General features: G+C 47.3%; 27 protein-coding genes and 1 pseudogene. 6 read left to right on the plus strand and 22 right to left on the minus strand.

The genetic code is table 11. The features are described from left to right. Positions 1 to 2: 2 nt before the first annotated feature. The 5 genes from pstB to ACFO8Q_RS12915 all read right to left on the minus strand — a co-directional run bounded on the left by pstB (position 3) and on the right by ACFO8Q_RS12915 (position 5,366). Entirely contained in the window at positions 3 to 767 is a 765-nt protein-coding gene (pstB, locus tag ACFO8Q_RS12895; RefSeq protein WP_380026221.1) for a phosphate ABC transporter ATP-binding protein PstB, read from the minus strand. After that, positions 767 to 1,624, minus strand: coding sequence for a phosphate ABC transporter permease PstA (gene pstA / locus ACFO8Q_RS12900; RefSeq protein WP_380026222.1), 858 nt, complete (start codon positions 1,622 to 1,624; stop codon positions 767 to 769). Before pstA ends, pstB begins: the two co-directional genes overlap by 1 nt. Next, positions 1,621 to 2,457, minus strand: coding sequence for a phosphate ABC transporter permease subunit PstC (pstC, locus tag ACFO8Q_RS12905; protein WP_380026243.1), 837 nt, complete (start codon positions 2,455 to 2,457; stop codon positions 1,621 to 1,623). Before pstC ends, pstA begins: the two co-directional genes overlap by 4 nt. A gap of 173 nt (positions 2,458 to 2,630) precedes the next feature. Continuing rightward, positions 2,631 to 3,512: a phosphate ABC transporter substrate-binding protein gene (locus ACFO8Q_RS12910; protein WP_380026223.1), complete on the minus strand. Its 882-nt coding sequence runs from the start codon at positions 3,510 to 3,512 to the stop codon at positions 2,631 to 2,633. Between the two features lie 99 nt (positions 3,513 to 3,611). Beyond that, positions 3,612 to 5,366, minus strand: a complete 1,755-nt coding sequence (locus ACFO8Q_RS12915) for a methyl-accepting chemotaxis protein (RefSeq protein WP_380026224.1) — start codon at positions 5,364 to 5,366, stop codon at positions 3,612 to 3,614. 194 nt (positions 5,367 to 5,560) lie between these two features. On the opposite strand from ACFO8Q_RS12915, the gene ACFO8Q_RS12920 reads away from it, so the two are divergent. Next, entirely contained in the window at positions 5,561 to 6,454 is an 894-nt protein-coding gene (locus ACFO8Q_RS12920) for a patatin-like phospholipase family protein (protein WP_380026225.1), read from the plus strand. Here ACFO8Q_RS12920 and ACFO8Q_RS12925 read toward each other — a convergent pair. The 5 genes and pseudogenes from ACFO8Q_RS12925 to ACFO8Q_RS12945 form a co-directional block, all read right to left on the minus strand. After that, positions 6,406 to 6,621, minus strand: a pseudogene (locus ACFO8Q_RS12925) (metal-dependent hydrolase); the annotation flags it as partial. The gene ACFO8Q_RS12920 and the pseudogene ACFO8Q_RS12925 sit on opposite strands and share 49 nt — an antisense overlap. Further along, entirely contained in the window at positions 6,563 to 6,760 is a 198-nt protein-coding gene (locus ACFO8Q_RS12930; RefSeq protein WP_380026226.1) for a metal-dependent hydrolase, read from the minus strand. The pseudogene ACFO8Q_RS12925 and the gene ACFO8Q_RS12930, both read right to left, overlap by 59 nt. Positions 6,761 to 6,852: 92 nt before the next feature. After that, positions 6,853 to 7,500, minus strand: coding sequence for a GNAT family N-acetyltransferase (locus ACFO8Q_RS12935; RefSeq protein WP_380026227.1), 648 nt, complete (start codon positions 7,498 to 7,500; stop codon positions 6,853 to 6,855). A 22-nt stretch (positions 7,501 to 7,522) separates the two neighbouring features. Beyond that, the gene (locus tag ACFO8Q_RS12940) at positions 7,523 to 7,768 is read right to left on the minus strand and encodes a hypothetical protein (RefSeq protein WP_380026228.1); all 246 of its coding nucleotides are present in this window, start codon (positions 7,766 to 7,768) and stop codon (positions 7,523 to 7,525) included. A 79-nt stretch (positions 7,769 to 7,847) separates the two neighbouring features. Further along, entirely contained in the window at positions 7,848 to 8,246 is a 399-nt protein-coding gene (locus ACFO8Q_RS12945) for a hypothetical protein (RefSeq protein WP_380026229.1), read from the minus strand. A 507-nt stretch (positions 8,247 to 8,753) separates the two neighbouring features. On the opposite strand from ACFO8Q_RS12945, the gene ACFO8Q_RS12950 reads away from it, so the two are divergent. Both ACFO8Q_RS12950 and ACFO8Q_RS12955 read left to right on the plus strand, forming a co-directional pair. Beyond that, positions 8,754 to 9,485 carry a hypothetical protein gene (locus ACFO8Q_RS12950; protein ID WP_380026230.1) on the plus strand — a complete coding sequence of 244 codons (732 nt, stop codon included), beginning with the start codon at positions 8,754 to 8,756 and terminating at the stop codon, positions 9,483 to 9,485. Positions 9,486 to 9,566: 81 nt separating this feature from the next. Next, the gene (locus tag ACFO8Q_RS12955; protein ID WP_380026231.1) at positions 9,567 to 9,767 is read left to right on the plus strand and encodes a hypothetical protein; all 201 of its coding nucleotides are present in this window, start codon (positions 9,567 to 9,569) and stop codon (positions 9,765 to 9,767) included. A 387-nt stretch (positions 9,768 to 10,154) separates the two neighbouring features. On the opposite strand, the gene ACFO8Q_RS12960 is transcribed toward ACFO8Q_RS12955, so the two are convergent. Genes ACFO8Q_RS12960 through ACFO8Q_RS12970 form a run of 3 tightly spaced genes read right to left on the minus strand, consistent with a single transcriptional unit; the run spans position 10,155 to position 11,151 of the window. Continuing rightward, positions 10,155 to 10,829, minus strand: coding sequence for a copper amine oxidase N-terminal domain-containing protein (locus ACFO8Q_RS12960; protein ID WP_380026232.1), 675 nt, complete (start codon positions 10,827 to 10,829; stop codon positions 10,155 to 10,157). A 22-nt stretch (positions 10,830 to 10,851) separates the two neighbouring features. Next, on the minus strand, positions 10,852 to 10,986 hold the full coding sequence (locus tag ACFO8Q_RS12965) for an alkaline phosphatase (RefSeq protein WP_380026244.1): 135 nt from the start codon (positions 10,984 to 10,986) through the stop codon (positions 10,852 to 10,854). A 39-nt stretch (positions 10,987 to 11,025) separates the two neighbouring features. Then, entirely contained in the window at positions 11,026 to 11,151 is a 126-nt protein-coding gene (locus tag ACFO8Q_RS12970; protein ID WP_380026233.1) for a hypothetical protein, read from the minus strand. Between the two features lie 45 nt (positions 11,152 to 11,196). Between ACFO8Q_RS12970 and ACFO8Q_RS12975 the strand changes: the two genes are divergently transcribed. Both ACFO8Q_RS12975 and ACFO8Q_RS12980 read left to right on the plus strand, forming a co-directional pair. Next, complete coding sequence (locus ACFO8Q_RS12975; protein WP_380026234.1) at positions 11,197 to 11,523, plus strand: hypothetical protein; 327 nt, start codon at positions 11,197 to 11,199, stop codon at positions 11,521 to 11,523. A gap of 144 nt (positions 11,524 to 11,667) precedes the next feature. Next, entirely contained in the window at positions 11,668 to 12,168 is a 501-nt protein-coding gene (locus ACFO8Q_RS12980) for a GNAT family N-acetyltransferase (protein WP_380026235.1), read from the plus strand. A 64-nt stretch (positions 12,169 to 12,232) separates the two neighbouring features. On the opposite strand, the gene ACFO8Q_RS12985 is transcribed toward ACFO8Q_RS12980, so the two are convergent. Both ACFO8Q_RS12985 and ACFO8Q_RS12990 read right to left on the minus strand, forming a co-directional pair. Continuing rightward, positions 12,233 to 12,397 (minus strand): hypothetical protein, encoded by a 165-nt coding sequence (locus tag ACFO8Q_RS12985; protein ID WP_380026247.1) that lies wholly within the window; start codon positions 12,395 to 12,397, stop codon positions 12,233 to 12,235. Continuing rightward, positions 12,345 to 12,554, minus strand: a complete 210-nt coding sequence (locus ACFO8Q_RS12990; RefSeq protein WP_380026245.1) for a hypothetical protein — start codon at positions 12,552 to 12,554, stop codon at positions 12,345 to 12,347. The genes ACFO8Q_RS12985 and ACFO8Q_RS12990 overlap by 53 nt, the downstream gene beginning before the upstream one ends. On the opposite strand from ACFO8Q_RS12990, the gene ACFO8Q_RS12995 reads away from it, so the two are divergent. Continuing rightward, on the plus strand, positions 12,498 to 12,620 hold the full coding sequence (locus tag ACFO8Q_RS12995; protein ID WP_380026248.1) for a hypothetical protein: 123 nt from the start codon (positions 12,498 to 12,500) through the stop codon (positions 12,618 to 12,620). The genes ACFO8Q_RS12990 and ACFO8Q_RS12995 overlap by 57 nt on opposite strands. On the opposite strand, the gene ACFO8Q_RS13000 is transcribed toward ACFO8Q_RS12995, so the two are convergent. The 7 genes from ACFO8Q_RS13000 to ACFO8Q_RS13030 all read right to left on the minus strand — a co-directional run. Further along, on the minus strand, positions 12,598 to 13,707 hold the full coding sequence (locus tag ACFO8Q_RS13000; RefSeq protein ID WP_380026236.1) for an EAL domain-containing protein: 1,110 nt from the start codon (positions 13,705 to 13,707) through the stop codon (positions 12,598 to 12,600). The genes ACFO8Q_RS12995 and ACFO8Q_RS13000 overlap by 23 nt on opposite strands. Before the next feature lie 55 nt (positions 13,708 to 13,762). After that, positions 13,763 to 15,079, minus strand: coding sequence for a UDP-glucose dehydrogenase family protein (locus ACFO8Q_RS13005; protein ID WP_380026237.1), 1,317 nt, complete (start codon positions 15,077 to 15,079; stop codon positions 13,763 to 13,765). A 31-nt stretch (positions 15,080 to 15,110) separates the two neighbouring features. Further along, on the minus strand, positions 15,111 to 16,304 hold the full coding sequence (locus tag ACFO8Q_RS13010) for a glycosyltransferase family 4 protein (protein ID WP_380026238.1): 1,194 nt from the start codon (positions 16,302 to 16,304) through the stop codon (positions 15,111 to 15,113). 114 nt (positions 16,305 to 16,418) lie between these two features. Then, complete coding sequence (locus ACFO8Q_RS13015; RefSeq protein ID WP_380026239.1) at positions 16,419 to 17,201, minus strand: MGDG synthase family glycosyltransferase; 783 nt, start codon at positions 17,199 to 17,201, stop codon at positions 16,419 to 16,421. A 151-nt stretch (positions 17,202 to 17,352) separates the two neighbouring features. Beyond that, entirely contained in the window at positions 17,353 to 17,481 is a 129-nt protein-coding gene (locus tag ACFO8Q_RS13020; protein WP_380026240.1) for a hypothetical protein, read from the minus strand. 374 nt (positions 17,482 to 17,855) lie between these two features. Then, positions 17,856 to 18,035, minus strand: a complete 180-nt coding sequence (locus tag ACFO8Q_RS13025) for a twin-arginine translocase TatA/TatE family subunit (protein WP_380026241.1) — start codon at positions 18,033 to 18,035, stop codon at positions 17,856 to 17,858. Positions 18,036 to 18,038: 3 nt separating this feature from the next. Further along, a partial coding sequence (locus ACFO8Q_RS13030; RefSeq protein WP_380026242.1) for a PhoX family protein occupies positions 18,039 to 19,748 on the minus strand: 1,710 nt, incomplete at its 5' end.

Raw genomic sequence — 19,748 nt, forward strand, 5'->3', positions numbered from 1 at the left:
CCTCAACCAAAGCGCCCGGTAATGTAATCTTCCGTTCGCTGATCATTAGGCGTCGTAAAGATCTTGTCTGTTTCACCGGTCTCGATCAGATACCCGTTCAAAAAGAACGCTGTCACATCCGAGATGCGGGCTGCTTGCTGCATGTTGTGCGTAACAATGATAATCGTATAGTTTTCCTTCAGAGTCTGTGTCAGTTCTTCAACCTTCAGCGTGGAGATTGGATCCAAAGCGGACGTAGGCTCATCCATAAGCAGCACATCAGGTTCCACCGCCAGCAAACGGGCAATGCAGAGACGCTGCTGTTGGCCGCCCGACAGTCCAAGTGCCGATTTATTTAAACGATCCTTGACTTCGTCCCAAAGTGCGGCCTGTACAAGACTGCGTTCCACGATCTCGTCAAGAACCGCTTTTTTCTTAATTCCGTGAATTCTCGGTCCATACGCAATATTGTCATAAATACTCATCGGAAACGGGTTCGGTCTCTGGAACACCATACCCACGCGTTTCCGGAGCGACACGATGTCGGTGTCGTCCGAGTAAATGTTTTTATCGTCAACGAATACATTTCCGGTAATTTTAACTCCCTCTATTAAATCATTCATACGATTCAATGTCCGTAAAAATGTGGATTTTCCGCAACCAGACGGTCCGATGAGGGCTGTCACCGAATTGCTTTTCACAGTGAGATCTGTCTCGAAAAGTGCCTGATTCTGTCCATAGAACAGGTTCAATTTTTCAACTTTAATTTTATCTTCAACCGGTTTCATCATTGTCCCCCCGAAAGTCGTTTCTGTAGCAGACGGCTTGGAATTGCAATCAACAAGTTGAACACTAATACAACGAGCACCAGCAGTGCGGCACTTCCCTGTGCAATTTCTCTCGCGTCAGGCACGATCGCAGATGACTGTACATACCACAGATGAACCGATAACGTTTCCCCAACCGCGAACGGATTGACATCCGGATAAAACCGTGACACGGATAACCCGGAAGTATAAATCAATAGTGCTGACTCACCCAACGCACGTCCTGCTACAAGAGTGATTCCCGTAATCAAGCTTGGAAGAGCTGCAGGAATCAATACTTTACGGATCGCCTGCCATTTGGTGGAGCCTAGCGCCAGCGATGCCTCCCGGTAAGATTCAGGAACAGCCCGCAGTGACTCTTCCGTCACCCGAACAAGAACCGGAAGATTAAGCAACGCTAAAGTTAAAGACCCGGCCAGGATCGAGAATTTAAATCCCATCCATGTGACAAACAACAACAGGCCAAACAGACCAAATACTATGGAAGGAACAGAAGAGAGCGATTCGACCGATAAGCGGATCAAATCGGTAAATTTATTTTTCTTGGCAAACTCTGCCAGATAAATCCCCGCCCCCATTCCAATAGGCAGCGAAAACAACAAGGACAAAAACAAAATATAAAATGAATTGAACAACTGCGGTCCTACACCGCCGCCGGCCACTATTTCTTCCGGCCTGCCGGTAATAAACTTCCAGGTCAAATGGGGAAGACCGTCCCCCAATATTCGAAACAAAAACCATGCAAGGATCAGAATTATGGAAACCCCGGTTGCCCAAAAGAAAATCGTTGCGATCCGGTCTGTGGTCTTGCTGTTCATTTCAATTCACTCCTTCTCGCAACAATTCGAATCACCAGAATCAACAGCATCGAGATTACCAAAAGCAGAAGAGCCATCAAATATAACGCATTGTTCCACGTGGTTCCGTAGAACGTATTTGGCATATCTTTCACAATCGCCGTTGTAAGTACGGTTGTGGAATCTAACAAAGACTTCGGCATCTGCGGAGAATTCCCGATCACCATAAACACCGCCATAGTCTCCCCGATAGCTCGTCCCATTCCCAAAATCACGCCGGTTAATATTCCGGGACGAGCGGCAGGCAGCAATACACGCCAAATCGTTTGCCAACGGGTAGCACCGAGCGCCAGGGACGCCTCTTCCAAACTCCTGGGCAACGAACGAATCGAGTCTTCCGTAATGGAGAGAATCGTCGGCATAATCATAATCGCCAAAATCACGGCGGCAGGCAGCATCCCATATCCGGTTTCTCCCGTAAGTTTAGCCAAAAAGGGAACAAAAACCGTCAAACCAATGAACCCGTATACTACAGAAGGGATTCCGACAAACAAATCGGTTGCAGGGCGAAGGATCTCCCGCATCCATTTCGGTGCGATTTTTGCCATAAAGACGGCGCCGGAAACTGCCAGCGGCACCGATAAAATCACTGCCAGAATTGTCAGTGCAAACGTACTGAATATAAACGGGAAAGCGCCAAAGCGATTGTCAGAAGGTGTCCAGTCTGTCGAAAAGAAAAACGTCCAAGGAGAGACTTCTCTAAAAGTTTGAACACCTTGAAACCCTACAAATAACATAATGGAAAAAATTACAGCAGAAACAAGAACAGCACTTCCAATAAAGATCCATCTCATCGTCCGATCAGTGCGTTTTTGTATCTTTGCCCACCTGACGGAAGTTGAATTTTCTGCCCTTCCGGCCTCGATTGAAGCCAATGGAATGACCCCCTTTTACAAATGACAGTAGGACGGTGAAATTCACCGCCCTTAAATTGTTTAATTAAAACATTCTTTCATGGGTACACTCATTACTTCTTCAGAAGGTTCGCTGGAAGGAACTTCAATTCTTCCACACGCTTGCTTTGGAACTCATTACTCAGGATATAGTCAAGGAATGCTTTAACTGCGCCTTGCGGCTCACCCTTGGTGTACATACGCTCTTCACCATAGAGTTTATAGGTACCGTCTTTAATGGCTTCTTTGCTGAACGCAACACCGTCAAACTTAACAGCTTTAATGCCTTCTTTCACATATGCGGTATCAACATAACCGATCGCACCCGCTGTGGTGGTTACCGCCGTCACCATCGCACCGCTGGATTCTTGTACAACCGCATCTTTTGTAACGGATTTTCCGTCAAGTACAAGCTGCTTCACCAGCTTGAGGGATCCGGAGCTGTCCGGACGTGTAACAACGACAATCTTCTGGTCTTTGCCGCCAACTTCTTTCCAGTTGGTGATTTTTCCGGTGAAGATATCAGCAGCTTGCTGCTTTGTCAGGTTTTCAACGTTAACGTCCTTGTTTACGATAATCGCAAACGGAGCAATGGCCACGATATGCTCTTTTAATCCTTTATCTTTAAATTCATCGCCCGCTTTCACATCAGAGTTACCGATGTCAGACGTACCGTCTGCCACATTCTTCAAACCGGTGCCGGAACCGCCGCCCGAGACTTGAATCGAAACTCTCGGATTCTTTTCCATGAATTCTTTTGCTGCTTGCTGAACGAGTGGTTGAAGTGCAGTAGAACCAGATGCAGTTACTGTTCCGGAAAGTTCTTGTCCGCCAGGAGCAGCACCGCCGCCTTGCTGACCTTCTTTACCCGCAGATCCGCAACCAGCCAATACTCCCAAACCGAGAGCTGCAATCATTGCTAAGCCCAATGCTTTTTTCGACATAGTATTTAACACTTGTTAAATCCCCCTTTAGGCTTAAGTTCTTCTTCATTGTACTTGTCCGATGTAAATGAATCGTTGCTGAATTGTTAAGAAATTGTAAAGTTCATCGAATCAGATCGAAAATTGTCTTGTCTCGTCGTCCAATTGATTCATGATGGTTACCAACTGTTCCGTTGCTTGTTGTAAGTATTTCACTTCCTGCATTTGATTTTCGCTGATCGTTTTAACCTGTTCCGCGGTTGTCAATGTATCGCGGGAGACCTCCCGCACCGAGGTGAGTGAATTCTCAAGTTCCTGCACCTGTGCTGCCCATCCTTCAATCACATTCACCATATGGGCAACCATGGATTGTGTCGAATTGATTCCTTCCGATATACTGACCATTGCCTCTTTGGCCCGCATCGCCTCCGACAATCCCTCGTCGACTTCCCGTTTGCCGATTGCGGTCGCTTTCACGGCATTTGCAGCCTCATTTTCAATCGATTGCGTAAACCTCAGAATTTGTTCAGCAGCCTTCTTGCTCTGATCGGCAAGTACCCGTACTTCCTGGGCAACAACGGCGAACCCCCTTCCGGCCTCACCGGCTCTGGCAGCTTCAATCGAGGCATTTAACGCCAAGAGATTGGTTTGATCCGCTATCCCTTGAATGGACGTAAGGATCCCCCGAATTTGCTGCAGTCCCTCCACCAGTCTGCGGACAGTCGCATCCAGTTCTTCCGTCAGTCCGGCAACCTGATGCATCCGTTCCGCATTTCTTCCGACCACAGTCAGCCCCTGTCCAATGTCAGTTTTCATTTGTTCGGTGATCCCGCTGGTCTCCTGCATGACACCTACAAGCTGGTTCGCTTGTCCGCTCATCTCCTCCATTCGGGAGGCCGACAGATCGACCGCACTTGCCTGCTGTTGGGCTCCGCTCCCGATTTCCTGCATTGCAATCACTGTGTTCTTAAACTGTTCCCTGTTCTTTTCCACCACATGAAGCAGGGAATCAGACGCTTCCTTTCCCGACTCGATCCCGCGATCCAGAACCCGGATCATGCCTTCCATCTTTTGCACCATTGAATTTAAACCGGCTCCAACTTCCGCCACTTCCTTCACTGCGTTCGATTCTTCCATCCGAACCCGCAGATTCCCTGCCGCGACTTGATCCATTACAGTTTGTATGGTGGAAAGAGGCTTGAGCATTCGGCCAACCAGCCAAAATATAAGAAGCACACTGCCGACCAGTACTACAACAGCAATACTTAATGCAATGGAACGGACTTTATTGACAGGTGCAAGATACCCTTTTTCCAAAACCTCCAATACATAGAACCAGCCTTTTTCGGGAATCTGCTGGTAGGTTACCGTTCGCGTCTCCCCATTTCTCTCAATTTCAAGAACACCCGTCTTGTGTTGCAGAATTTGATCAACCACTTCCTTGTCAAGGTCTTCTTGCGCCTGTTTAATAGGAGCTTTCCCACCGTCAGCCGTAATCATCCATTGTTTGGGTTCCCAACCTTTTTGAGTCAGACGGGCTCCTTCCTTTGCCATTATGTACTCGATCTCTTTGGCCAATGAGGTGGAATCAATTGTTGCCAACATAATATTGACCTTCTCGTTCATCATGCTGGCCGATCTTTGGAGATCGGCTACAACCAGAGAACGGATCTCTTTTTCAGATTGAAAATAGACCTGTCCTCCTGTCGCAAGTACCGCTATCACCATAAATCCCGCAACCGCAAAGGACAATTGAGTGCCCAAAGATTTGCGTCGGAATAAATCCTTCTGCCGCATCATTGAAGCAATCTTTTGTCCGAACCAAGAGCCCGACTTGTGCAATGCATTCCAACAAGCGTTCAATTTCTCAACCACTGTTTCTTTCACGCCAATACCCCCAAAATTCGACAAGATTTGCCAACAACATATCATTTAATTGTTGAGGAAATATTAACGTGAAGTAATAATTTGCATTCGACCACCCAACTTCACCGGCTGCAGGAAGCTGGAGTATTTGGACTGAATGCCTCCTTCTGCCTTGTCCAATAATAAAAGGAAAATCATCTGAGAGGGATCTGGCAATGACAAAATTGGGGCTTGCATTAGGAGGAGGCGGAACTGCCGGTTGCGCACACCTTGGTGTTTTATTGGCGTTGGAAGAAGCCGGAATTCAGATCGATTGTCTTGCTGGTACAAGCTCCGGAGCGATCGTTGCAGCGTTGTATGGATACGGGTACTCTGCCAAAGAACTGATCGACATGGTCCCTTCCCTTAGCAAACGCTTCCTCGATTATGACTACCAGTCTTTTTTGTTGAGACTGGTGAACCGCACAATTAAAATCCGCGGGTTCATTAAAGGGCAGAAACTTCACGATCTGATCGCCGACAAAACAAATGACGCACACATGACCGATCTGAAAATACCGGTGGCGCTGTTATCGGCCGATATCAAGGAAGCGCGAAAAGTGATATTCACGTCTCACCCGTTAGAGAACGAAAGCAAAGAAGCGGATGTAATTACAGATATTCCGGTGGCAGATGCTGTCCAGGCAAGTTTCTCAATTCCTGTAGTTTTTTCGCCTGTCCTTTATGGAGGCAGAATGCTGGTAGATGGTGGAGTATTGGATAATTGCCCGGTTGACGCAGTCCGTCTGCTTGGAGCCGATCGAGTGATTGCAGTGGATCTTGTGTTTGCGGACCCTGTAACATCATCATTTGATTCCGTAACGTCCATCCTCACCCGAGTGGTCAGTATTAATTTGGCGATGCAAGCAAAACAAATGACGCGCAAGGCAGACATCCTCCTGCGTCCCGAAGTCGGATCTGTCGGAATCCTGGATTTCTCAAAGCTTGACAAGTGCATCCAATGCGGTTACGAATACACCCGAAGCCGTATGAACGAAATAAAAGAAGCTCTGGCAGGATTTTACACAAAAGGCGGATCCCATGCTTTCTTGCGCCATCTCAATGTATGACTGACCACATTCAAATTGCGGTCCAACTGCACATCGACTCCAAACGGCAGCTTTCGGTGATACCAGAACCGCACATCACTCCAGCGGACCTCATATCCGTCCTGCAGTTCAAACCAGGTAACATGGATTCTTTGAGCGAATCCCAGAAAAGCGCGAACCCCGTCCATCAAAATCGGGCGCATGGGAACCAACTACTGTACTGACCATCAACGCATGTGCCAAGCTTGGATTCTGTGCCACTGCAGGATCAATCTGGGCCAAACCTGCCAACGTGACTCCAAGCAGCAGATGGCTTCCTGTATCCATGTTCTCTCCTCCCAAATCTTCGGTGCTCTAACCGACCACAAACCCTAACCACAGATAAAAACTGACCCAGACAATCACACCGGTGAAACAGCTCACCACTGATAGCCTTTCATCAAGGGGGGCAATTTGCGAAACACCGTCTTGTCATCGGCATCGATTTCAATTGATTGCAGGCCTTCAATCCGATGGGTTTCCAGGGGACGGATTCCGAAACGGTCGGTAATCACTCCTTTTGCTTTCAACATGCTGTAAAGTTCGTTCAGTTCCAGCAGATTTTTCATTTCAACACTGGCACACCCGATCAGATATTTGTGTCCGTGTTCCGTGATATAATCGGCAATGCCTTCCCATAGCATCTGAATAGCCCTGCTTCCACGATATTCCTCAGCAATGCAGCTTCTGCCAAGCTCAAGAGTAAATGGTTTATACTCCTGAAATCCGGAAAGATCAAATTCAGTCTCCGAGTAGAATCCAAGGTTCAAGCTTGCCCTGTCTCCCGGCAAAAGTCGGTAGGTACCTACCACCTGACCGGATTCAAGATCCTCAACAATCAGGTGATCGCAATAGGCATCGTATTCATCCCGTTCAATGCCTGCTTCGTTGAAAAGATTGATATTTCGGGCCTCTTCCACGAATACCTTGTACCGCAAGCGCAGCGCTTTTTCAATTTCAGCTGCGCTTTTCGCAATCTTTACGGAAAGAGAAGAAACTTGTTTCAGCTTTTCTGCAGGTTGGCTCATCATCCCACACCCTTCGTATCGATTAACGATCACTGTGAAACTTGCGGTTTCTTGAGCGAATCCGATCTGTCAACAATTGTGAGTTCGCAAAATCACGCTGTCGGATGACCGGTGTCGACTCGGCAAACTTCGCTGCAAACTCCATGAAAAGAGGGGTAGGTTTCCCGTACTGCTCAATCACATGTTGTTTTGTCACCCCGTGTACCTTTTGGCAATGTACCGTTGTTAACTGTTCCAACAACTCAGAGCAAACCGGACATTTGATCACCCACATCGCTCCTTCTGAAAGGACATCTGTCGTTGCAATAAAGTTACCAAACAATTTTGAAGATCTCGTTTTGGTATCGTTAATTTTTTGTATAGAAAAAGCCCTTGGGTTGAGAAAGTTCCCAAAGGCTTGTTGGCTTAGAACGAAATTTTATTCCCATTTGCAGCCGCGGCAGTTTGTTGTGCCGGTGTCGATTCAGCTGTCGAAACCACTGTATTGGATCGCTACTTCCCGATGACGCACCAGCCGTTTGTTGGGAATTTGGCTTTACAACCATGGCGGTGATCATCTTTTCATCTTCGTCATGATCTTCCTTGCCTGCTTGCTCGGTATGTCCCGCCCCTTCTTTGTGCTCGTCATGATGACCATGGACCGCCCAAGCGTAGTCAAGCGTTGTAAATACCCCTTTGTCATCAGCCGTGTTGAAGAGGTGGAAGAATTCCGACAACATGGTACTTAAACTTCGAATGTTCCTCATCACCGGCCTCTTCCGCTGCTGCACCATGACTACCGTGAAACTCATCGCCAACTTTTAGCCCAAGCGTTTTCGCTGCATGCGCACCGATTACCGCATCCCCTGTTTTCCCGTACCAATTGCCTTCGCGTGGAGATACACTGGGATACCGGGTTGAAAAGTCATTTGTGCCCTACTTGGTTTCCAAATGGTTTTACTAGTCTCATTTGTCATCACGTATTGATTGTCAAGGGAAAAGCACGTAAAAGTTACCGTTGAGAATATAAAAACAACAGCCAGTATCGACAACAAGACCTTTAGATAGGTATCCAGCTTCCAATTGATTGATGATGAGCAATGTCGTTACAGACAGCACAGTACTTATAAGAATTGTCCATATAATTATCAAAAATGCACCCTTCCTACTCCTATTTTTTTCGGAATTCGTCGAATATTTATTATTTCAAAATATATGAATTTATACTATAATATACCTGAAAGTAAAAACTACTATTCGGGGCGATAGTTTTGATGAAAAAGGTATATCGTTTATTATTTTCGGCGTTAGCGCTTGTTTTGGCGCTGGCCGCACCAGCGGGGGCAACTGGAAAAGCAAACACAAAGGAATTGACCGCTGAACAGGAAAAACAAATTATCCAAAACATGACCAATCTCGAAATCGACGAAAAGACCCAAAAGATTCTGTTGAACAAAGTCAAAAAAGGCGAGAAAGTTGACTCGGAGATTCCAGAGAACAAGGCGAAAGCTGAAAAATATTTGGCGATTAATCCGAATGAAAACGAATCTCGAAAGATTAAATTCGAGGACGGGTCTATGTTCGAGCAAATTGTTTCGGATAAAAAGGTCGTCAAAAAGTTTACATTCAAGGATGGCTCTGCTGTTATTGAGTCTGTGGACACAAGTAAAGGGACAGTTTCTTGTGGTACTGGATACTGCAACTATAAAGGTGTTCAAGTGAAGCAAAGTACTGTGTTTATGAGTGCATACTTTTATGCTGATTTTACAATCATTAATGGTGGAGATGATTACATTTCCAAAGTATATGATTACTACATTGGAACGTGGGGGAACTATGAATTTGTATCGTTCGGAATAATTAAACAACAAGAAGCATGGGGCGAAGCAGCACAAGCTGAATTAAGATGGAAAACAGACGAAGGCGGATACAATACTGAAACAAATTGGCTGAAGTTGTATGTTGGCGGTAACGACTATTGGTCTAGTGCTAATTATGGGAATTAAATAATATATATAGACAGGGGTGAGCCTACCCCTGTCTATTTTTAGTATAATCATCACAGAACCAAAAAGGAGGGGCTGCCCTTGTTACGACGATTTTTGGTCAAGTGGATCGTGAGTACTGGAATATTAGCGGTTGTGTATCTTTTGTCAATGGGATGGGGCGATGACTATTATAAAATTCCTCGGGTCTATATTTCCTTCTTGTTTATCACTTTTATCCCTATCATGATTATTCAATTTTTGATGGAAATATCTAAAAAAGGGAAAGAAGAAAAAGGGTAGTCCGCGTTCGGATGGTGATTAGTAAATGAGTTTTGATTTATCGGTTGCTTTATATCAAGTTGTATTAATAAGGCGTAATGGTTTTGATACGTTTCTTCATTTACAGGGTTATAAAAAGAAAATGAAATTTGTGGCACCTGCATAGACAGCGGTGCCCCTCTTTTTTTATAAAAGATGACACAAATGAAACAAATGAGATGGACCGATAATGGCCGTTCTCTGCCCCTTTTTAATGTGTAAGGAAGGTATAGAAAGAATCGGAACAATCCCAGACTTTAACGTGTATGCTTTCGTAAGCTGTATGGCTTGGATCATCAAAAACCCCTCCTCCGAAAAAGGGAAAGAGCAGGAAGTATGCTTCCCGCCCTGACTTCCACTTTCACTTTCTTATTCCATCACGATACGTTCCGACAAGGAATCCCAAGTCAGCTTTTTGCCAACCGCTTTTTCAAACGCTTCAAGCGGCAGGTACATTGTACCGTTGTCCTCACTGAGCGCGGTTGGCAATGTCAGCTTTTCGCCATTTACGGTAATCGTATTTTGGTTTATGGTTGCAACGATCTTCAAGCCTTCTTTCTCAAAGGTGGCAGTCTGGGTTGCAGCATCCCAAGAAGTCTTCAAACCATACTCGGCGTACAACGCTCTTGCCGGGAACAGCACCTTGCCTGCTCGGTCGATCTTGAACAGAGGATAGAGATATTTCGCTTGCAGTTTCTTTGTCGCTTCAACCAGATCCACACCGATCGTTTCGGCGGCAACTTTCGCCAAGTCGGTGTTGTCATGAACGCCGCGTAGTGCATCGATCGCTGGCCCATAACCCCAGATCCCGACATCTACTCCGGAATGACCGTGACCCGTCCACCCGACCAGCGCATGCTTCGCTACTACAGCATTCAGACCGCCTTCACGGCCGTAGGAGCTGCCGTCACCTTGAAGAATTTGTTGCAATTCGGCTTCGGTCCACTGATAGGTGGAGTATTTCGCCAGGATATTGCGAACGTCTTCAGTAGTTTTTGCGTTCTTCAGTTCTTTACCGATCAGTTCGGAAGATTTGCTCAACATCTTGAAATCTTCCAGATTCACGTCATAGATATTGTCGCGAGAGAGACAGACCGCCCGTTTCATGGTCAGCTGAGATAATAACGGTCGTGTTGCCGTCTTTCATTGCAAAATCAATCGCTGCTTTCACCGCAGCATCGAAATCCAAAGTTTCTTCCACATTGCTGTGAATGCGATAAGATATCAATCGATTTCTTGGTCATATCGGCCAATGAAGGAAAGCAACTTTATAGCCGGCAGTTTGGAAGTCGCCAAGAATGTTTTTTTCGGTACGTTTTCCTTTTTCTTGTACACCAGATGCAAGATACTGGCTGGCAATATGCATAGAGGAACCCACTTCCATCCATATTAATGGAAAGGGAGGGAGTTCATGTTAAAACGCATCTTCAATTTGTCTTCTCCTGTCGGAATCGCCTTAACTGTCGCAGGGGTTGTATTAGCCTTATCACCGGAAGCTCGCAGGGTGACACGTCAAGCATTGGTTAAAGGAACCTCCCTGCTGCTTGGTGCCATGGATTCTGCAAAATCGGCAACAGCAGGATTGGCGGCGGGTGTCTCAGAGTCCACCGCAAAACTGAGCGGGATGCTGGAAGAAGTAAAAGACTCTGCAATGGAAACAATGAGGGAAGATGAAGATTTGGTGAGGGGAGCGGCGATTGATTCAGGCATAAGCGAAAACAGACCTGAAATTCATTAAAAAAAGGAGTCTTTTCGGCTCCTTTTTCTAATATCCCGGTTATCGATCCCCTTACAAACTCTTAAAATTTTCACCACATAGCGTCCACAATGCTTTGCTAGAATGGAGATGCAGTGATATTTATTTTGCGGGAGCTGGATCACCATGGAACCTATCATCACAATTGCCGGACGTGAAGATTTTGCGGAAATGATTCAGTTGGCGGATTTAACTATGCCGGACAGAATGAACCTCCACGAACTCAAAAAGTATTTCGAACTGTTTCCCGATTTGATTTTTAAAGCGACGGACGGTCGACAAATTGTCGGATTCTGTTGTGCCGGAATTGATATGTACCAGTCTGCCGGGTGGCTTTTGTTTAATCTGGTAAAGCCGGAGTATCAAGGAAAAGGGCTTGGAAAACGACTGATCAAAGCCCGTTTGACTGCCCTCGAAAAATTCCCGAATCTCAGCCGGGTTCTGGTAACTGTCAGCAAGGAAAATACACGCTCGATCAGGGCGTTGGAATCGTTTGGTTTCTATTTCAGTCATCGGGAATACGATTATTATGGACCCGGCAAAGACCGGGATATTTTCGAGCTGCTGTTTCTGCCTCCAACGAGCATCACTACTCTGCCTGAACCTGTAGTATCCCTAAACTGCTAATGAAAAAGCCTTCACATGAGAAACCGAAACCCGGTTCCCGCTGCGAAGGCTATTTTGTTTGGAGTTAATCTCCCAATGTCCCTTTTATATATACGCTGCCGACTTGTGCTTTGGCCAATTTTTTCAATTCAACCACCCGTTTTGTCAACATCTCTGGTGACTGGCCGGGAAGTTCTTCAGCAAAGCACTCCAGCAGCGCAATCGAAATCGCTACACCTTCTGCATTCACTGCTTGGCCCCTGCGATCTTTTACAGGTAACCATCCCCCACCTTCTCTGCCTGCAGTCCCTCTGTCGGACCCTCCATGATAGAAGCCGGGGATCCCCTTGTTGAAAACCGAATTGATCATTAAACCACTTGAAATAATCCAGATCGGCGTAAATGATCGAGAACGGTTGCTGCTTGGAGATCCGCTTCATCAGTTCCCCTTCAATCCGGCGGTTGCCCGGTAACGGTTAATGGATTGGAATCCCTTGCATGCTCGATTTCCACGGTGGAACGGTCAATTTTTATGTAGTCGGGTCGAATCTCCGCAATGGCCTGCAGGGAAGAATACCCGGCGCCCGCATCATCAATTGCAATTCGATACCCTTGTTTCCGATAATGATCTAAAGTCCTTGTAATGGTAGCATAATCATCAATTGATTGCCGTTCGGTTATCTCAAACACCACATTTTGCGGTGTAAGACCCGTTTGTTCAAGTAATTGGAGGGTCTGGCCCGGAGTGAAGTGCGGATCATGAATCACGTTCGCGTTCATATTGATAAACAGTTTATGGGCGGGATCCTTGACCGAAAAGCCTTGGATCGCCCGTTCGCGGGCAATTTTCTCCAATGTATAGAGACTTCCTTCTTTTTCGGCAAAGTCAAGCAAACGAAGAGGGGAGGCAAAGAAACTTCCCTCCGGCCCCCGAGACAACGCTTCATAGCCGTGGATCCCCCCACTTGCAAGACATACAATGGGTTGATAATGTGCTGTTATTTCTTTGCCGGTGAGAACATCCAGAAACTCCTTTCTTTTCTGTGCGTACTCTTCATCCGCTTCGCTTTTCGCCTCGTGAATTGCCTCCTTGATCGAGTTGTAAAGAACCACTTCCGTACTTCCGTTCATACTGGTGTCTAACAGAGCAGCCCCTACATGCAATTCAATTTGTTCGTCAGCCAACACTAGATAGTCGTTTAATTTTTCTTCCAGATCGGTTCTCAAATCAAGAGCCGACTGTCGGAAGTTCATCAGAATCTGCTTTCGGTCGCCTTCATCCAATTCAACAAACAGGAACACGTCGTCACCGAACATTCGATGGGCAAATACCCCTTTGGTTCCGTCGTTTTCAACCTCCAGGAGTAACTGTTTTAAAATCTGAAGGATCCGATCGCACAGCTTTTGCCCATATCTGCGTTCGATTTCGCCAAACCGTTTGATATCTAAATACATCATCCCCACGGGGTGTTTCTTGATGTGTTTGTTAAGAAGATCAGCAAACTTTTCATTATTCAGGTTATCGGTTAATAACATCACATACGCACGACGATTTGCCATACCCCTGCACCCCTGACGACAAAAAACGTCAAATTTCGATTGTACGAAGCCGGGATTACTTTGTGATTGGAAACACCGGTGCTTGTTTCGGAATCCCTACCGGTACGTAGTGAAACCCGTATTGGCTCATTACTTGCGGAGCAAACAGATTTCTTCCGTCAATTATCAGCCTGTTGTTCATCAGATCGCCTACTCGCTGGAGGTCCATTCCATAAAACTCTTCCCATTCGGTCAAGACGACAGCTGCGTCCGCACCGGTTACTGCTTCGTACGGGTCGGCTGCAGGTATAAAGTCCAACAACCGCCGCAAAGCTTCCATATCTGCTGCAGGATCGTAAGCAATCACTTGACCTCCGAGTTCAACAATCCGTGAGATAATCGCCAGAGAAGGCGCCTCTCGCACATCGTTCGTATTGGCTTTAAAAGCAAGTCCCAGCACGGCAATCTTTTTTCCTTCCAATCCGCCCAGACATTTTTCCAACTTTTTCACAACCCGCATGTGCTGTTCGTGATTCAATCGCAGGACTTCCCGGAATAAAGATACATCCACACCGTTTGCTTCCCCAAGCGCCACAATCGCTTGCGTGTCTTTCGGCAAGCAGGAACCGCCAAATCCCACACCCGGCTTGAGGAATGCAGGACCAATCCGGTGATCGAGTCCGATTCCGAGCGCTACCTGGTGAATGTTTGCGCCTACTTCCTCACATAGATTGGCTATCGTGTTAATGTAAGAAATTTTGGTTGCCAGAAACACATTGGCGGCATATTTAATCATCTCCGCACTCTGCCAATCGGTAAAAACCACCGGGCATTCAAGCGGTTCAAACAACTTCTTCAGGATTTGTTTCGCCGAGTCGGTCCGGCATCCGATCACCATTCGATCCGGTGACAAAAAATCTGCAATCGCCGTTCCCTGCCGCAAGAACTCCGGAGTCGACACCACATCGAACCGAAACTCAGTATCCGCATTCAAGTAGCGGGACACTGCGTCGCAGGTTCCAATCGGAACAGTACTCTTAATAGCCACCATCATGCTGCTTCGGGCATATTCTTTCAATGCCTTAACCACATTCCAGAGAGCCGTCAGATTCGGATGTCCGTTGTCACCGGGAGGCGTTCCGACCGCTATCATGATCAAATCTTGTTCTTGAATCCCGTGAGTAAAATCTGCCGTGAACAGCAAACGTCCCTCCTGCACATTGCGTTTGACCAAGTTCGGCAGCCCGGGTTCGAATACAGGCAGATCCCCCTCTTGGATACGTGTCACTTTTTGCAGGTCATTCTCAATGCAGACCACGTGATGACCCCAATCGGCAAATACAGCCGCTGAAACCAGCCCAACATACCCGGCCCCCACAATACAAATCCTCATCTTCTCTCTCCTTTCGATCCAGTGATGGCGTCTATTTAATCCCCGGGACAGATCGTTTCAGCACCGTTTCTTTCTGAATCGCGGAACGGTAACTTTCCGTCAATCCGTCAAAGATCGAATCCCAACTTCTCTTTAACCCGTTCGTTCTGGCAAAATGGGCCATCTGAAGCCGCAAATGATCGTTGCGGACCAGCACGTTCATGCCTTCACGGAATGATTCGACAGAACGCGGATGACACAGCAGCCCGTTTTTCATATGGGAGATTATGTCCACCACCCCGCCGGATTCCACTCCGACAACCGGGAGTCCTGATGCCATCGCCTCCAACACCACATTTCCGAAAGTCTCCGTGCTGGAAGGAAAGGCAAACAAATCACAGGAGGCGTACATCTCGGCCAGCTCCTGCCCACGAAGAAACCCGGTCCACGTAATATTGGGATGCTCCTGGCGGTTCATCTTCGACAGGAGAGGCCCGTCTCCCACCACTATCAAGTGTACACGGTCTGCAACATCTTGTGGCAGAGTTCTATAACTTTCCAGCAAAATATCAATGTCTTTCTCGGGTGCAACGCGTCCCACATACAGCAGCAGAAGTTTTGACTCGTCAATCCCGAATTTTTGGCGAATCAAAGGGTTGCGGCAGACTGGACTAAACCTGGCTGTATCAATCCCTCTGCTCCAGATCTCCACGTTTCGGATCCCTTTTTCCTCCAGGATCTCTTTCGTAGCGGTGGATGGACAGTAGTTTCGTTCGCAATAATTGTGGAACCAGCTAACGTAGAACCAGAACATTTTTTGCACCATCGAAGGCACGAGCCGTGCCAAGGCCCCCTGATGTCCAGGACAGTAATAGTCAATATATTGATCAAAATTGGTGTGATAGGAAGCCACCATCGGAACTTTGTGGCGCCGGCCGAAACGATGACCGATCAATCCCAACGTAAAAGGAGTGACCAAATGAATCAGATCAGGCTGAAATTCGAGAAGCTGCTTTTCGATTGTCGCATAACGGTAGAGGGGAATTCTGCATTCCGGGTATAAAGGAAACGGAAGGCTCAACACCCGGCGGATATTCTCAGAATCAGCGGTCTGTCCCCGATCATCCGGCGCGAATACCAAGAATTCAATTCCTTGTCGCTCCCAATACTGAACGAGACGGCCAAGTGTCATCGCAACCCCGTTGACCTGAGATAAAAAGGTTTCTGTAAAAAGTGCTATCCTCACACAAATCCCCCCCCGCTTATTGCGCCTTTACGGCTGTCACTTCTGTTTGTTCCAGCACAGCACGGGCAACCTCATCGGCTGCAAACGGACGCCTGACGGACTCCATGCGCTCGATCATCCGTTTTCGAGCCGATTCGTTCTCCAGTAAATACCGAACATACGGGCTGCCACGATTTCCGTTCTCGCAGCCACAGCCACACCCAATTTTGACATCAGCTGCCCGTTTCGCCACTCATGGCCTGGAATGGGAGTGTACAACACCATTGGCAGCTTCATGGCGAGTGCCTCCGAAACCGTTAGACCGCCAGGCTTGGTGACGAGCAAGTCGCTCGTTGACATGAGCCGCGATACCTGTCGCATATAACCGAGGATTGTCACATTCGATAGATCTCCGTATTCTTCCTGTAATTCTCGGCGCAGTGCCTGATTCTTTCCGCACACCACCGTGATCTCATCCTTGCCGTCTGATTGGACAATCTGCTGGACCATCGGCAGCACGCCGATCCCCAGGCCGCCGCCCATGATCAGAATCCGCTTGGTTGAGGAGTTCCCAATCCGTTTCAGGTTCGGAATTTCCGTTCCAAACGACCTGGCGATTGGAATTCCGGTTACCCGCACCTCCGATTGGCCTTTCACACGATCTCGCAGGGCTGCTGCCATCTCCTGATTCGGAACACAATACAGGTCCACCCCGGGATGTGTCCAGTAGCCATGAATATCGAAATCGGTCAGCACCGTGCATAAAGGTACGCGGAGACCTTTCCGTTTCATCTCCGCAATCAGACATGCGGGCAGCGGATGGGTGCAGACAACCGCATCCGGTGACAGCCTGCCAAGCAAAGTACCGACATCTTTTCGCAATACACTTCGCACAATTAAGCGGCTGATCCCATTCATCTGTTTTTCCCGCTGCCAGGGGTCGCGGAACAACCTTTTTGCAAAGGGCCACTACCGCATGACTGATCAACAAACTCAGTGCCAGATGAATCCCCGTTTGATGCCAGAAGGGATCTCCGCTCAACAGCAAGACAAGTGACAGACTGATACATCAAACAGCACCGCCCAGATTGGTAATCAGGGGCATGAACCGATCGGAGAACGACGACTTCCATGCATGATTTACCCAGAAAAACGTCGTGATGTCACCACCACGCATCCACTCAGTCACCCTCTGCATTGCTGTACCCCTTTCCTGCTCCTAATACTTTTAGGGTAACAACGAAATATTAAGATCTCATAAAGGTTTCATAAAGACCTGTTAAAAATACACTCGTCATGGCTCGGAAAGCTTCGAGTACTTCTGACACTCACTCCCGATAACATCAAGCTTCGTCGGCAGTTTGCCCGATCAGACCTTTCACCCTAAAGGTCTGACCGGGTATATTGAAAATAAGATTTTTCGACAAAGAGAATCTCTCCACTTAAATAAACTTTCTTTTCGATAGCGAAGCAATTGCTTCGAAACCTGTCGGGTGGTGTCCAGGATTGACGCATACGCGCGGGCAAAAAAAACGCTTTTTGGTATTATCACCAAAAAGCGTTTTTCAAAGCTTAGGCTGACTTTTTCTCCTTATCAGAGTCGTCTCCCATTATACCCTTTGTTGAATCTTTAAACTCTCTGAGCGTGTTGCCAAAGGCGCGCCCCAACTCAGGCAGCTTTTGCGGCCCAAATATGATCAACGCCAATACGAGAATCAAAATCAGGCCAGGGATACCGATACTGGATAACATGGACTACACCCCTTTAAATCCGGTAATTGCAATTGTGGACGCTCTTCCAAATCGGTGTGTCGGATGAGGATTCCAAGACTCGGGATGCTGAATGTTAAGGAACAACGTTTTCTCGTCCGGAGTGAACCAGGGACCTGTCGTTTCACTTCCGACCGGGCCGGACAAGAATTGGAATGCCTCTCCGTAGTTTTTGCCTGCGGTTGGGATCATAAGGAATGCACAGTTGCCAAACTGTTCATAAACCTTTTCGTCATCTCCGTAATCTTCAGCCACCCAAAGGTTGCCTTCACTGTCAAAATGCAGGTTATCCGGGCAGGAAAAACCGTTATGCTGACCGCCAACAGCAAACACTTCAAATGTGAAGGAATCGCTGGCATGGTCTTCATCAGCGGGAATGAAGCGCAGGATTTGACCATGGAAGTTCCCGTGCTTGCTGTTGTTTGTTAACGACAAATATACGGTTCCATCATGCGGATGGATTTCCACGTCTTCCGGACGATCCATCGGAGTCCCCCCGACCGCTCTGCCTGCTTCACGGGCAAATGTTACCACGTCTGCCTGACTCTTAAAGAACGGTTCATTTGCTCCCGCTTTCTTGTAAGTGCGAAGCTTTTCGTTCTTGTTATAGTCCAAAGCGATCCACTTTCCGTTATATAAGTCGGCTGCATACAAGGTGCCGGATTCCAAAATGCTGAAGTTCGCCTCACGGTTATTCGGATTGAATTTCTTCTCGCTGATAAATTTATAGAAAAACTCATCTCTCGAATCGTCACCCATGTAAACCACCACACGACCGTCCTTGGTCAGTCCCATCGCAGCATTTTCATGAGCGAACCGTCCTAATGCGGTATGTTTGCGAACCGGAGCATCCAGGTTGAACGGATCGACTTCAACAACCCATCCGTAATGCTCGTCCACAAAATCTGGCCATCCGTAAGACTTTCCATATTCGGTGTTTTCCTCGCAAGACAGAACGGTGTTCCAGAGAGTCCGACCCCCGCTGCAGTTGCCAAGGCTTCCATAGACCACTTTTGCACCCTTTACCGCAGTGGATCCCGAAGCCGGACCGGTAAGTTCGATTTTCGTGTTCCCATGTACACGGCGGTTGTACTTGTCATCCTTGATCATTTTCCAAGTGCCGTTTTCTTTCTTGATCCGGATCACGGAACCACCCACCGATTCCTTCTGCATCTGGAGAAGATCCGGATACTTGGCAGCTAAGGAGTTTTCATATTTGTCAGCAACAATGCCCAACATCCCCAACATCTTCATGTAGTTTTCAGGCATCGGGAATTCATGGTTCACCCACAGCAAGCCTTCTTCCGAATTGTTGCCTCCCTCCACCGCATCGATCGGGAAGTAGACTGTCAGGTCCACACTGTCTCCGAATTTTTCTCCCTTGGAATTGATTACATCCCCATAAGTGGCAATAATGTCGTATTTAAAACCTTGCGGCAACATCACATCATTTTGCCGAGTCCTTGAAATGGGCTTAAACTTCGACGGAATTCCTTGTGCAGCTTTATCAGGTTCCCATGTCTTTCCGGCTGCCATTGCAACCTTGTCCAGACCGGAAACCGCACCGATCATTGCAGCAGTTCCAACTCCCATATAAGTCATGAATTCTCTGCGGCTAAATTTTTGACTCATTTTTATACCCATTCCTTTCGCTTCGCTCAAGGCACAAAACGGAATGAAATCCGTTAACCTTGA

Source organism: Effusibacillus consociatus (assembly GCF_042652925.1).
Lineage (GTDB): Bacteria > Bacillota > Bacilli > Tumebacillales > Effusibacillaceae > Effusibacillus > Effusibacillus consociatus.